Origin of the sequence: Phenylobacterium sp. VNQ135 (genome assembly GCF_049445735.1) — a bacterium.
In the GTDB taxonomy this organism is placed as follows: domain Bacteria; phylum Pseudomonadota; class Alphaproteobacteria; order Caulobacterales; family Caulobacteraceae; genus Phenylobacterium.
In genome coordinates this window covers 1,080,983-1,094,761 of record NZ_JBMSDS010000001.1, presented here as the reverse complement: position 1 = coordinate 1,094,761, position 13,779 = coordinate 1,080,983, and the positions used below count along the sequence as shown (strand labels likewise).

The 13,779-nt window shown below is 72.0% G+C and carries 10 protein-coding genes; all 10 read left to right on the top strand.

What is annotated here, in order from left to right; all coding sequences use genetic code 11:
- The first annotated feature begins 2 nt into the window (after positions 1-2).
- The 10 genes from ACO2Q0_RS05465 to ACO2Q0_RS05420 all read left to right on the top strand — a co-directional run bounded on the left by ACO2Q0_RS05465 (position 3) and on the right by ACO2Q0_RS05420 (position 13,766).
- The gene (locus tag ACO2Q0_RS05465) at positions 3-1,412 is read left to right on the top strand and encodes a sensor histidine kinase (RefSeq protein ID WP_423350467.1); all 1,410 of its coding nucleotides are present in this window, start codon (positions 3-5) and stop codon (positions 1,410-1,412) included.
- A gap of 82 nt (positions 1,413-1,494) precedes the next feature.
- Positions 1,495-2,910, top strand: coding sequence for a hypothetical protein (locus tag ACO2Q0_RS05460; RefSeq protein ID WP_423350466.1), 1,416 nt, complete (start codon positions 1,495-1,497; stop codon positions 2,908-2,910).
- Between the two features lie 101 nt (positions 2,911-3,011).
- Positions 3,012-4,091: a c-type cytochrome biogenesis protein CcmI gene (gene ccmI, locus ACO2Q0_RS05455; protein WP_423350465.1), complete on the top strand. Its 1,080-nt coding sequence runs from the start codon at positions 3,012-3,014 to the stop codon at positions 4,089-4,091.
- 9 nt (positions 4,092-4,100) lie between these two features.
- On the top strand, positions 4,101-4,598 hold the full coding sequence (ccmE, locus tag ACO2Q0_RS05450; protein WP_423350464.1) for a cytochrome c maturation protein CcmE: 498 nt from the start codon (positions 4,101-4,103) through the stop codon (positions 4,596-4,598).
- Complete coding sequence (locus tag ACO2Q0_RS05445; protein ID WP_423350463.1) at positions 4,595-6,583, top strand: heme lyase CcmF/NrfE family subunit; 1,989 nt, start codon at positions 4,595-4,597, stop codon at positions 6,581-6,583. Before ccmE ends, ACO2Q0_RS05445 begins: the two co-directional genes overlap by 4 nt.
- Entirely contained in the window at positions 6,580-7,032 is a 453-nt protein-coding gene (locus ACO2Q0_RS05440) for a cytochrome c-type biogenesis protein (protein WP_423350462.1), read from the top strand. The genes ACO2Q0_RS05445 and ACO2Q0_RS05440 overlap by 4 nt, the downstream gene beginning before the upstream one ends.
- Positions 7,033-7,174: 142 nt before the next feature.
- Positions 7,175-8,752 carry a Do family serine endopeptidase gene (locus tag ACO2Q0_RS05435; protein ID WP_423350461.1) on the top strand — a complete coding sequence of 526 codons (1,578 nt, stop codon included), beginning with the start codon at positions 7,175-7,177 and terminating at the stop codon, positions 8,750-8,752.
- A gap of 30 nt (positions 8,753-8,782) precedes the next feature.
- Positions 8,783-9,460 carry a response regulator transcription factor gene (locus ACO2Q0_RS05430; RefSeq protein ID WP_423350460.1) on the top strand — a complete coding sequence of 226 codons (678 nt, stop codon included), beginning with the start codon at positions 8,783-8,785 and terminating at the stop codon, positions 9,458-9,460.
- Between the two features lie 6 nt (positions 9,461-9,466).
- Positions 9,467-10,867 carry a sensor histidine kinase gene (locus tag ACO2Q0_RS05425; protein ID WP_423350459.1) on the top strand — a complete coding sequence of 467 codons (1,401 nt, stop codon included), beginning with the start codon at positions 9,467-9,469 and terminating at the stop codon, positions 10,865-10,867.
- A gap of 10 nt (positions 10,868-10,877) precedes the next feature.
- The gene (locus tag ACO2Q0_RS05420; protein ID WP_423350458.1) at positions 10,878-13,766 is read left to right on the top strand and encodes a bifunctional [glutamine synthetase] adenylyltransferase/[glutamine synthetase]-adenylyl-L-tyrosine phosphorylase; all 2,889 of its coding nucleotides are present in this window, start codon (positions 10,878-10,880) and stop codon (positions 13,764-13,766) included.
- Positions 13,767-13,779 lie beyond the last annotated feature (13 nt).

Here is a 13,779-nt window from a genome sequence, read left to right as displayed (position 1 = left end):
CGTTGAACCTGGGGCGCGCGCTTCCCGCCGCGCTCAGGCGGCCCTCGCTCGCCCGGCGGCTGGTGCTGCTCGCGCTGGGCTGGAGCTTCGCGGCCCTCGTGATCGTCGCCGTGGTCCTGGCGCTGCTGTTCCAGCAGGCGTCGCTGCGCCGCTTCGACGCCAGCCTGTCCGACCTGATCGACAACCTGATCGCGGGCTCGACCATCGAGAACGGCCAGGTGGTGGCGCCGGCGCTGACCGATCCTCGGGCGCTCCGGGCTCTGTCGGGCCGCTACTGGCAGATCGCCCAGGTGCTGCCGGACGGCAGCGCGCGGCCCATCGAGGGGCTGACCTCGCGCTCGCTGTTCGACAGCGAACTCGCGCTGCCGCCCGACGTCGTCAGCCGCCTGCAGGCCGTCCCCGGCCAGCCCGTCGCCTACGACAGCGAGGGCCCTCAGCCCGGCGAACGGGTGCGCGTGCTGGCCCGCTGGACCACCTTCTACGGCCACGAGAGGCCGGTGATCTTCATGGCCGCCGAGGATCGGCGGCCGATCGACCGCGACGTGCGCAATTTCATGGCGACGACGGCGGCGGCCTTCGCCCTGCTGAGCGCCGGCCTGATCGGCGCCATCGTCATCCAGGTGCGGGTGGGCCTGCGCCCCGTCTACCGCCTGCGCCGCGAGGTGGCCGACGTCCGCCGCGGCAAGGCCGAACGGGTGAAGGGCGACTATCCCACCGAACTGCAGCCGCTGACGGAGGAGCTGAACGCGCTGGTCCAGCACAACGCGGAAACGGTCGAGCGGCAGAGGACCCACGTGGGCAACCTGGCGCACGCCCTGAAGACGCCGATCTCGGTGATGATGACCGAGGCCGAGCAGCGCCCCGGCGCCTTGGCGGAGGTGGTGACCCGCCAGACCGAGGCGATGCGCCAGCAGGTGGACCACCACCTGCGCCGGGCGCGGGCGGCGGCGCGGACGCAAGGGCCGGGCGAGCGCACGGACGTTTCGGAGGTGCTGGACGAACTGGCCCGGACCCTGGAGCGGATCTTCCGAGACAAGGGCGTGCAGATCGACTGGGACGCCCCAGACGACCTGTTCTTCCTGGGCGAGCGGCAGGACTTCATGGAGATCGCCGGCAACGGGATGGAGAACGCCGGGAAGTGGTGCAAGGGCAAGGTCCGCGTCCGCGCCGCGCCGCAGGACGACGAGCGCCTGATCCTGACCATCGAGGACGACGGCCCCGGCCTGCCGCCGGACCGGCGCGAAGAAGTGCTGAAGCGGGGCATGCGACTGGACGAGAGCGCGCCGGGGTCCGGCCTCGGCCTCTCGATCGTGGACGAGCTGGCGCGCGCCTATCGAGGGTCTCTCGCGCTGGGCGACTCTCCCATGGGCGGGTTGATGCTGACGCTGACGCTGCCGCGCGCGGCGGCCTGACCAGCCTTAAGCTTCGGAAAACCTTAACCTGCCGGCGGCAAGCTGGACCGTCGCGAACCGACGTTCGCCGGAGTCCAGGGCCATGGGCGCGCTTTCGCCGCGCAAGATCGAGATCGTCCGGACCCTTGTCGAGGCGGCCCCCGACAAGGTGGTCGGCGGCCTGCAGATGGCGCTGGCCGAAACCGGCGAGGACTCGGCCCTGAGCGGCGTGCGGCAGCTTGTCGAGGCGGAGGTGCGCGAGCGCCATCTGCGCAACACCGTGCTGCAGGCGGTCGCGCCGATGTGCGTCGGCGACGGCAAGGATCCACGCACGATCACCTTCCCGGCCCGCGTCCTGCCGCTGATCTGGCGCGGCCTGCGGTCGACCGCCGCGGAGGAGGTGGGCGAGGCGCAGACGGCGTTCACCGAGTTCAGCCCCGAAGAGACCTCGGCGGAGGTGTTCGACCATCTGGCGCGGATCGCGGCCTATGCGCTGCGCTCCCGCGAATATCCGGAATTCCGTGAGGCTGCGGAGCTGGCGGACGCGGCCCGTCCCGGCGGCGCCGAACAGCTCGCCGCCTGCCTGGAGCTGTCCCCCGTCGTGCGGCGGGCCACCCTGCGCATCCCCGAGTGGCTGGCCTCGTTCAGCAACGAATCCGCCGCCGCCGCCCGGCTCGCCTACAAGGACGCCGTCGCCATCTCCGAGGACGCGGGACCGCGCTTCTTCGAGATGCTGGCGGCGCAGATGACCCACCCGTGGATGGTGCTGCGAGTCATCTGCGAGGTGATGGACAAGCCGAGCGAACGCTATCTCGCCGACTCCGAGATGGCCGGGTTCGGCGAGCGGCTGATCGACGAGATCGACGAGTCCCTGAAGGCCATCGCCAAGCTCGACCTGGACGGGGGCCCGGACGCGGGCCGCAAGGCCGGCAAGATGGTGGAACTGGTCACCCTGCAGGTGGCCGAGCTCGAGACCTGCGTCGACCTGTCCCGCGATCACGGCTGGGGCCACCGCATCTCAAAGCAGAAGACCGCGCTGGCCGGCGTCGTCGAGGGCCGGATCCGCGACGCCGAGAAGTATGCCAAGCTTTCGCTGCCGATGGAGCGGGCCAGGCTCCGGCGCATCCGTCGTCCGCAGCCCAGGCTGAGCCTGCCGCCCGATGAGACGCACGTCCGCCGAGCCACGACCCTGCTGGTGTTCGTGCAGGAGGTGCGCTCCAGCGCCAACTACGGCGGGTTCGCCGCGGCGCGCAGCCGCATGCTGGAGAGCGTGGGCGAGCACATCGACGCCTATGTCGATGAGATGATCGACCTGCTGAAGACCGGCGACGTGGAGGAGGAGGATCGCGCCCAGGCCTTCCTGGCGATCGCCGCCGACCTGTCGCTGCTGCTGCGCGGCGACAAGGCGGCCGACCTGGTGCGCCGCCGCGCCGCGACGGCCGCGAACGCCGACGCGGCCACGACCTGGCGCGAGCCGGATGAGGAGCCCGGGGCGGAGCACCGCGAACGCTGGGCCTGAGGCCCCCCGGGCGTTTCGCCGCGGCCCGGAACGGGAACGTGTTTCAGGATCGTCTCAGAGACGGCCTCGCAAGGGCCGGCGCTTTCGGCTAAAGCCGCCGCATGATCGTGTTCTGGGTCGCAGCGGGGGTGCTGACGGCCGTCGCCGCCGCCCTGATCCTGATGCGCGCCGCCGCCGCGGGCGACGCCGAGTCTTCCGCCGACCCCGCCGCGCTGCTGTACCGGCGGCAGTTGGCCGAGATCGACGAACTGGCCGAGCGCGGCCTGATGGGCGAGGCCGAGCGCAAGAGCGCGCACGCCGAAGCCGGCCGCCGGCTGCTGGCCGCCGCCGATGCTCCGAAGGACGCCTGGAGCGCCGATCCCAAGATGCGCAAGCGCGTGCTGCTGGCGGTGGTCGCCGTGCCCGCGCTGACGCTGGGGCTGTACCTGAGCGTCGGCGCGCCGGGCTTCCCCGACCAACCCTACGCCAAGCGGCTGGCCGATTGGCGCACGGCGAACCTCGAGACCCTGACCCCGCCTGAGATCGCCGCGGTCCTGCGCGACGTGCTGAAGACCCGCGGCGACGATCCCGAAGGCTACCGCATGCTGGCCATGGCCGAGGGCGCGTCCGACAACATGCCGGGGGCGGTGCGGGCGCTTCGCCGGGCCGTGGCGCTGGCCCCCGAGCGCAACGACCTGCGCCGGATGCTGGGCGAGTCGCTGGTGATCCAGGCGGGCGGCAAGGTGGAGGACGACGCCCGCGCGGTGTTCCTCGAGCTGCTGCGGCGCGATCCGACCGATCCCGCCGCGCGCTTCTACCTGGCCCAGGCGAAGCTGGACGACGGCCGCGCGACCGAGGCCGCCGCCGACCTGAAGGGCCTGCTGGTCGACCTCCCGGGCGACGACGAGCGGCGGCCCTATGTGGAAGCCGCCATCGCCAAGGCCGAGGGCCGACCCGCGCCGACGCGCGAGCCGTCGCCCGGGCTGGACGCGATCCGCGGGATGGTGGCGGGCCTCGCCGCCAAGCTGGAGGCCTCGCCTGACGACGCCGAAGGATGGGTGCGGCTGGTGCGGTCCTATTCGGTGCTGGGCGAAACGGCGCAGCGGGACGAAGCCTTGACGAAGGCCAAGGCGCGCTTCGCAGACAGGCCCGATGTTCTGAAGCAGTTGGACGAGGCCGCCCGTGCGGCCCCCATGCAGTAGCGTGACGCCATGAGCTGGTTGCCGAAGTCGCCGAAAGCCCGCCGCCGCCTGACCCTGATCGCGGCCATCGCCCCCGTGCTGGCGCTGGCGGCGGGGCTGACGCTGTGGGGCCTCTCGGACTCCATCTCGTTCTTCTACACGCCGAGCCAGGCCGAGGCGGCGAAGCCCGAGCCCGGCCGCTCGATCCAGCTGGGCGGGCTGGTGGCGGCGGGTTCGGTGGTGAAGCATCCCGACGGCCGGGTGGAGTTCACCGTCACCGACCAGAAGGCGTCGGACCGCGTCAGTTTCCAGGGCGACCTGCCGGACCTGTTCCGGGAGGGGCAGGGCATCGTCGCCATCGGCTCGTTCCGCGCCGACGGCGGCTTCGAGGCCAAGCGCGTGCTGGCCAAGCACGACGAGCGCTACATGCCCCGCGAGGTGGAGAAGGCGCTGAAGGAACAGGGCGAGTGGTACGGCGACGGCCAGCGGCCCGAGCATAAGGGCGGCGCCGGAGGCTACGGCCAATGATCGCCGAGGTCGGCAGTTTCGCGCTGATCCTGGCGCTGGCGCTCTCGATCGCCCAGGCGGCGCTGTCGGCGGCGGCGCGCTGGCGGAAGTCCGCCGTGCTGGCGGGCGCCGGCGAGGGCGCGGCGCTGGGAGCGTTCCTGGGCGTGGCGGTGGCCTTCGCGGCCCTGATGCACGCCTTCGTCACCTCGGACTTCTCGGTGGCCAACGTGGCCGCCAACTCGCATTCCGAAAAGCCGCTGCTGTATCGCGTGGCGGGGACTTGGGGCAGCCACGAGGGCTCGATGCTGCTCTGGTGCCTGGCCCTGACCGGCTTCGGCGCGGCCGCCGCCGGGCTGGGCCGCAGCCTGCCGCGGGGCCTGCGGGCGGTGACGGTGGCGACCCAGGGGCTGCTGGGCGTCGTCTTCCTGGCCTATACGGTGTTCGCCTCGAACCCCCTGGCGCGCCTGGCGCAGGTTCCGGTCGAGGGCCGCTCGCTCAACCCGCTGCTGCAGGACCCGGCGCTGGCCGTCCACCCGCCGTTCCTCTACGCCGGCTACGTCGGCATGTCGGTGGTGTTCTCATTCGCGGTGGCCGCCCTGGTGGAAGGCCGCGTGGACGCCGCCTGGGCGCGCTGGGTCCGGCCCTGGACGCTGGCGGCGTGGAGCTTCCTGACCGTCGGCATCACCCTGGGGGCCTTCTGGGCCTACTATGAGCTGGGCTGGGGCGGCTGGTGGTTCTGGGACCCGGTGGAGAACGCCAGCTTCATGCCCTGGCTGATCGCCGCGGCCCTGCTGCACTCGGCGGTCGTCACCGAGAAGCGCGGGGCGCTGCCGGGCTGGACAGTGTTCCTCGCGCTGGCCGGCTTCACGTTCTCGATGCTGGGCGCCTTCCTGGTGCGCTCGGGCGTGCTGACCAGCGTGCACGCCTTCGCCGTCGATCCGACACGCGGCGTGCTGCTGCTGATGATCCTGGGCGTGACGGCGGGCCTCGGCTTCGCACTCTTCGCCTGGCGGGCGCCGAGCCTGCCGCAGGGCGGGGTGTTCGCGCCGGTGAGCCGCGAGAGCGCGCTGGTCCTCAACAACATCCTGCTGACGGCGGCCACCGCGACGGTGCTCCTGGGCACGCTGTTCCCGCTGATCCGCGAGGCGGCGACCGGCGAGGCGATCTCGGTGGGACCGCCGTACTTCAACCTGACCTTCACGCCGCTGATGACCGCGCTGATGATCCTGCTGCCCGTGGGGCCCCTGCTGGCCTGGAAGCGCGGCGACGCCAAGGACAGCGGCAAGCGGCTGTGGTGGGCGTTCGCGGCGGCCGTGGCGGTCGGCTGGGTCGTGTTCGCCGCCGTCGCGCCGCGCCAGGGCCTGGGCGCGGCCGGCGTCGCCATGGGCGCTTGGCTGATCGCGGGCGCCGTCGCGGAGATCACCGAGCGCGTGCGCCTGTTCCGCGCGCCGGGCTCGGAGAGCTGGCGCCGGCTCTGGGGCCTGCCGAGAGGGGCGTGGGGCATGACGCTGGCGCACCTGGGCCTGGGCGTCTTCGTGCTGGGCGCCGTCTTCGAGGTGACCTGGAAGGTCGAGGCCGCCGAGGCCCTGCCGGTGGGCGGGAGCCTGGACGTGGGCGCCTATCACGTCAGCCTCGACAGCATCGCCGCGGTCGAAGGCCCGAACTACGACGCCGAGCGCGGCGCCGTGACGGTGACCAAGGCCGGCAAGCTGGTCTGCCGGGCCGCGCCCGAGCGGCGGTTCTATTCGGCCGGCGGGCAGACGACCTCCGAGGTCGGGCTCTGCTATCGCGGCATGAGCCACATCTACCTCGTGCTGGGCGAACGGCGCGAGGCGGGGGCCGAGCCGGTGTGGCTGGTCCGCGCCTACTGGAACCCCTGGGCGACGCTGATCTTCATCGGTCCCGCGATCATGGCGCTGGGCGGTCTCGTCTCGCTCTCGGACCGCAGGCTCCGGCTGGGCGTGGCGCGGGCGAGCAAGCCCGGGCGCCGGGAGGCCGAGGCGTGAGGCTCCGGGCGCTCCTCGCCATCGTCTTCGGCGCGCTGTCGATCGCCGCGGCGTCCGACCCCGCCGAGCGGCTGCCCGACCCGGCGCAGGAGGCGAAGGCCCGCGAAATCTTCCGCGACGTGCGCTGCCTCGTCTGCCAGAACGAGTCGATCGACGACAGCGAGGCCGACCTCGCCAAGGACCTGCGCAAGCTGGTCCGTGAGCAAGTGGCGGCGGGCAAGAGCGAGGACCAGGTCAAGCAGTTCCTGACCGACCGCTACGGCGAGTTCGTGCTGCTGACGCCCTCGTTCAACGCCTGGAACCTGGCGCTGTGGATCGGTCCGTTCCTGGTGGTGCTGGCCGGCGTCTTCCTGCTGATGCGCCGGCTGGGCGGCCGGGCCACGGAGGCGGAGCTTTCGCAGGATGAGGCCCGACGTCTCGAAAAACTCACGGACCCCGAAACGCGCTGACACGTTTGCGCCAAAGATCAGACGCGAAGCTGAGCGCAGGCTTGCCTAAACGTAACTTGAGGGGCGTTGCACTTCCGTGCATCGAACCTAGGTTGTTCGGGCGCCCGCGACGTCGCGGGGCGCACAGGGAAAACGAAGGCTGATGACCTCCAAGAAGACGGGTTACCTGCTGGGCGCCGTGGCCGGCGCAGGCGTCATGGCCGCGGCGGTGGCGGGCGCAGGGATGCGCATGCCGGAAGCGCGCGCCGATCAGTTCCAGGGCGGCGGGCTCATCAAGGCCTCGACCGCGCCCATCTTCGCGCCCCCGCCGGGCGCGCCCATGTCCTTCGCCGACATCTTCGACCGGGTCTCGCCGGCGGTGGTGTCGATCAACGTGACCAGCCGGGTGAGCGCCGACTCGCTGCGGCAGATCCCGGGCTTCCCCTTCGGCCTGATCCCGCGCCAGCCGGGCGGTAGCGACGACGAGGAGGGCGGCGACGATCAGGGCGGGCGCACCGAGCGCGGCCAGCCGCGCCTGCCGACCCAGCAGTCGGCCGGCTCGGGCTTCTTCGTCTCGGCCGACGGCTACATCGTCACCAACAACCACGTCGTCGAGAACGCCGAGAAGATCACCGTCGTCCTGAAGGACGAGACCGAACTCGAGGCCACCGTGGTCGGCCGCGACGAGGCCACGGACCTGGCGGTGATCAAGGTGAAGGGCGGCAAGGGCCCCTATCCGTTCGTCAACTTCGAGAACGCCGCGCGGCCGCGGGTGGGCGACTGGGTGATCACGGTCGGCAACCCCTTCGGCCTGGGCGGCACCGCGACGGCCGGCATCGTCTCGGCCTACGGCCGCGACATCGGCGAGACCTTCGTGGACTTCATCCAGATCGATGCGCCGATCAACCGGGGCAACTCGGGCGGGCCGACGTTCGACGTCTATGGCCGGGTGATCGGGGTGAACACCGCGATCTTCTCGCCCTCGGGCGGCTCGGTGGGCATCGGCTTCGCCATCCCCGCGGAAGTGGCCGACGGCGTGGTGAAGCAGCTGATCAACGGCGGCCGCATCGAACGCGGCTACATCGGCGCCACCATCCAGAACTTCACCAGCGAGATGGCCGAAGCCGCGGGCCTGGGCGACCAGAAGGGCGCGATCGTCGCCGACCTGACGCCGGGCGGGCCTTCGGCGCGCGCCGGGTTGCAGGTGGGCGACGTCGTCACGGCGATCAACGGCCAGACGGTGCGCTCCTCGTCCGAGCTGACCCGGCAGGTCGCGCGCGCAAGGCCGGGCGACAGCCTGCGCCTGGACGTCATCCGCGAGGGACGGCGCCAGACCGTCACCGTGCGGTCGGGCACGCGCCCGTCCGAGCGCGACCTGGCGGCGAACGACAACTCCGGCAACCCCCGGACGCCGGGCTCCCCCGACGCGCCGGCGGCCAAGGCGCCGCCCATCCTGGGCCTGTCGCTGGGCGTGCTGGACGGGGCGGCGCGCCAGCGCCTAAGCCTGCCGGCAGACGTGCGCGGCGCCCTCGTCGAGAGCGTCGACCAGAACTCGGACGCCGGCACGAAGGGCCTGCGCCGCGGCGACGTCATCACCCGGGCGAACGACCGGGCGGTGACCAGCGCCGCCGACCTCGCCGCGGTGGTCGACGCCGCCAAGAAGGCCGGCCGCACCAGCGTGCTGGTGGGCGTCTATCGCGGCGGCCGGACGTCCTTCCTGCCGCTGAAGGTTTCAGGCTAGGCTCCCCCAAGTTCTGGGGGCGGGAATCAGATGCGGATCCTGATCGTCGAAGACGACCTGGAGGCGGCGGGCGTGATGGCCCGCGGCCTCACCGAGGCCGGCCATAGCTGCACGACAGCGGCCGACGGCGAGGAGGGGCTCGTCGAGGCCCGCAAGGCTGAGGGCGAGTTCGACGTGATGATCGTCGACCGCATGATGCCCAAGATGGACGGCGTGCAGCTCGTCGAGACCATCCGGCGGGAGGGCGACCGCACGCCGGTCCTCTTCCTCTCGGCGCTGGGCGAGGTGACCGACCGCGTGGACGGCCTGCAGGCCGGCGCCGACGACTACCTGGTGAAGCCCTACGCCTTCGCCGAGCTGATCGCCCGGGTCGAGGCGCTCGCCCGGCGGCGCGATACGGGCTCGGTGCAGACCCTGTTGCGGGTGGGCGAGCTGGAGATGGACCTGATCGCCCGCACCGTGCACCGGCAGGGCAAGGAGATCGACCTTCAGCCGCGAGAGTTCCAGCTGCTGGAGTTCATGATGCGCCACGCCGGCCAGTCGGTGACGCGCACCATGCTGCTGGAGAAGGTCTGGCACTACCACTTCGACCCGCAGACCAACGTCATCGACGTCCACATCTCGCGGCTGCGCTCGAAGATCGACAAGGGCTTCGACCGCCCGATGCTGCAGACCGTGCGGGGCGCGGGCTACCGGCTGGACGCCTAGGGCCGGGTGCGCCTGCCGCGCCTCCTGCGGACGACGCCGTTCCGGCTGACGCTGCTGTTCCTGGCGCTGTTCGCCAGCGCGGCGTCGGCGTTCCTCGCCTACATCTACGTGGCCACGGCGGGCGAGGCGACGCGGCGGACGGACCAGGAGATCCGGCGCGAGATGCGGTCGCTGACCGACGTCTACGACCGCGCGGGCGTGGACGCCGTCAACCAGTCGCTGATCGAGCGGGCGGCGAGCGAGCGGCCGTTCCTCTACCTGCTGATGAGCCACGACGAGCAGCGGATTTCGGGCTCGATCGAGGAGAGTCCGATCGACGAGTTCACGGGCCAGCCCGCCTGGGCGACGTTCCAGGTCACCGATTTCGACGTGCAGGGCCGCGAGGTGAAGCATCCCGCGCGCGGGCTGCAGCAGCAGCTGGCGGGCGGGGAGATCCTGTTCGTCGGCGCCGACGTCGGCGAGGACGAGGCCTACGTCGGCAAGATCGTCAACGCGCTGTGGGGCTCGGTGGTGCTGGTCATCATCGTCGGCATCGCAGGCGGCGTGCTGGTGAGCCGCAACGTCTCGCGCAGCATGGCGAGCCTCACGGACGTGGTGGATCGGGTGCGGAACGGCGAGCTGGGGGCGCGGGCCACCGTCCGCGGGACACGCGACGAGTTCGACGAGCTGGCCCAGGGCGTCAACGAGATGCTGGACCGGCTGGAGCGGTCGATGGCCGGCCACAAGCACGCCGGCGACGCCATCGCCCACGACCTGCGCTCCCCGCTGACGCGGCTGCGGGCGCGGCTGGAGGCGGCCTACCTGGATGTCGAGGCCGGCAAGGGCGACCCGCAGGAGGCCCTGGCCCAGGCGCTGACCGACACCGACGGCGTGCTGAAGACCTTCGGGGCGGTGCTGTCGATCGCCAGGCTGCAGGCGGCCGGCCAGGCGCCGGACCCGGTGGTGTTCGATCCCGCCGAGCTGGCCGCCGACATCGCCGAGCTGTACGAGCCGCTCTGCGAGGACAAGAACATCGAGTTCGACGCCGAGTTCGCCAAGGACCTGACGGTGCGCGGCAACCGCGAGTTCCTGGCCCAGGCGCTGGCCAACATCCTGGACAATGCGGTGAAGTACACGCCGGCCGGAGGCGCGATCATGCTGCGCGTGCGGCGGCGTTCGTCGGGCGAGGTGGAATTCTCGGTGACGGACACGGGGCCCGGCGTGCCCGACGGCGACCGCGAGCGGGTGATCCAGCGGTTCGTGCGCCTCGAGAACAGCCGCAACGAGCCGGGCGCGGGCCTTGGCCTGTCGCTGGTGGCGGCGGTGGCCGAAGCGCACGGCGGGCGGCTGCAGCTGGACGAAGGGCCGGGCAAGGTGGGCGAGATGGGCCCCGGACTGCGCGTGGCGCTGATCCTGCCGAGGGTCTAGGAACGGGGGCATGACCCTCGTCAGCCAGCTTCGCCCGTGCGGGCCGATCGCCGACGCCAAGGCCGCCGAGCGGGCGCGCGAAATCATCGCCGACACCTTCTGGACGCCGGCCATGGAGGCCGCCTGGCCGGCGCTTGCCCCGGTGTTCGGCGCCTCGGCCTATCTGGCGGGACTGGCGAGGCGCGATCCGAAGCGCCTGGGCGAACTGCTGGAAAGCGACCCGGACGCCAGGCTCGAGGACCTGCTGGCGCGCACGGCGGCGGTGGCGGAGCGCCTGCCCGAGCAGGCCGCCCTGCCGCTGCGCCTGCTGAAGCAGGAGCTGCACCTGCTGACCGCCCTGGCGGACCTGGGCGGCGTCTGGGATCTCGATCAGGTGACGGGCGCGCTGACCCGCTTCGCCGACGCTTCGGTGACCGCGGCGCTGTGGTCGGCGGCGCGCGGCGAACTGGACGGCGGCCGGCTGGCGCGGCTGGGCGAGGGCGCGGCGGGCCCGGTCCCGGGCTGGTTCTGCATCGCCATGGGCAAGCAGGGCGCCTTCGAGCTGAACTATTCCAGCGACATCGACGTCTCGGTCTTCTTCGACCCCGAGGCGCTGTCCGAGGTCCTGGCGCAGGATGTCGAACCGCAGGGCTTCGCGGTCCGGCTGACCCACCGGGTGTCGGAGCTGATGCAGGCCAAGACCGCGGACGGCTATGTCTTCCGCATGGACCTGCGGCTTCGGCCGGACCCGGCGTCCACGCCGCCGGCGGTGCCGGTCCCCGCCGCCCTGGAATACTACGAGAGCGTCGGCCAGAACTGGGAGCGGGCGGCCTTCATCAAGGCCCGGCCTTGCGCCGGCGACATCCCCGCCGCGCGGGCGTTCCTGGCCGAGCTCGTGCCCTACATCTGGCGCAAGAACCTCGACTTCGCGGCCATCGCCGACATCCACGCGATCAAGCGGCAGATCCACGCCCACAAGGTCGACGAGCGCGTCTCGGCCAAGGGCGTCGACCTGAAGCTGGGGCGCGGCGGCATCCGCGAGATCGAGTTCTACGTCCAGACCCAGCAGCTCATCCTGGGCGGGAGGCACCCCGAGCTGCGGAGCCCCCGGACGCTGGACGCCCTGGCCGCGCTGCGGGACGCCGGCCACGTCACCGAGGCGGCCGCGGCCGAACTGACGGAAAGCTACCGCACGCTGCGGGCCGTCGAACACCGCATCCAGATGCTGGCCGACGAACAGACGCACCGTCTGCCGGAGAGCGATCCGGAGCGGCGGCGCGTGGCGGCGCTGACGGGCTATGACCGGCTGCAGAGCTTCGATGCGGCGATCACCCGGATCCTGAAGGGCGTGAATGCCCGCTACGGCGAGCTGTTCGCCGAGGAGGAGCCGCTGTCGTCCAAGTTCGGCAGTCTGGTGTTCACCGGCGTCGAAGACGATCCGGAGACGCTCGCCACGCTACAGAGGATGGGCTTCTCGAACCCGCCGCGGGTGGCCCAGACCATCCGGAGCTGGCACCACGGCCACATCCCGGCGACGCGCACCGAGCGGGGCCGGGAGCTGTTCACCCGGCTGGCCCCCAAGCTGCTCGAGGCGGCGCAGGCGACGGGGGCGCCAGACCCGGCCTTCAACCGGTTCTCGGACTTCTTCGCGGGCCTTTCCACGGGCGTGCAGCTCCAGTCGCTGTTCATGGCCCAGCCGCGCCTGTTCGAACTGATCGTCCAGGTCATGGCCTTCGCGCCCCGGCTGGCCTCGACGCTCGCGCGGCGGCCGGCGGCGATCGACGCCATGCTGGACCCCGCGTTCTTCCAGCCCATCGACGTGGCCGAGGACGAGGCGGTGATGGCCGGCGCGGTCAAACGGGCCGGCGGGTTCGAGGCGGCGATGGACGTGGTGCGGCGCATCCATCGGGAGCAGGCGTTCCGGGTGGGCGTGCAGGTGATGAGCGGCGCGGCCTCTGCGGAAGTCGCCGGCAAGGCCTTCGCCGACCTGGCCGACGTGTGCATCCGGGCGCTGGCCCCGGCCTCGCTCGAGGAGGCGGAACGGCTTGGCGGGGCGTTCGCGGGCGATGTGGCGGTGGTGGCGCTGGGCAAGTGCGGCTCGCGGGAGATGAGCGCCAGCTCCGATCTCGACCTGATGACGCTCTACCGGGCGGCCGATCCCGCGGGCATGTCGGAATTGAAGGGATGGGACGCCTCGACGTTCTACGGCCGGTTCACCCAGCGGCTGATCGCGGCGCTCTCGTCGCCGACCGCCGAGGGGACGCTGTACGAGGTGGACATGCAGCTCCGGCCGTCGGGAACGAAGGGTCCAGTGGCGGTGTCGATGGCGTCGTTCGAGCCGTACTACCAGGCCGAGGCCGAAACCTGGGAGCTGTTGGCGCTCACCCGGGCGCGGGTGGTGTGGGCGACGTCGCAGACCTTCGCGGCGGAAGCCCAGGGTGCGGTCGAGGCGGCGCTGCGACGGCCGCGCGACCGGGCGGCGACCGCCAGGGACGTGAAAGAGATGCGGGCGCTGATGGAGCGCGAGCGCCCGCCCAAGGGCGACTGGGACCTGAAGCTCGGGCCGGGCGGGCTGGTGGACATCGAATTCGCCGCCCAGTTCCTGCAGCTCTGCCACGCGGCGGACGGCGGGCCGCTGGAGCCGAACACCGCCGACGCCCTCGCGGCGTTCCGGGATGCCGAGCTGGCCGACGCTGAACCGCTCAAGGCGCTGATCGAGGCCTGGCGGCTGCAGCAGAACCTCACGCAGCTCCTGAAGGTGGCCCTGGAGGAGAACGCCGATCCGACGGACGAGCCCAAGGCGTTCCGGGCGCTGCTGGCGCGGGCGGGCGGGGCGCGGGACTTCCGAAGCCTGCGAAAGAAGCTGGACGACGCGCAGGCCCGAGCGCGGAAGGCGTATCAGGTGGTGGTGAGGCCCTGATCCTTCTCCCGTT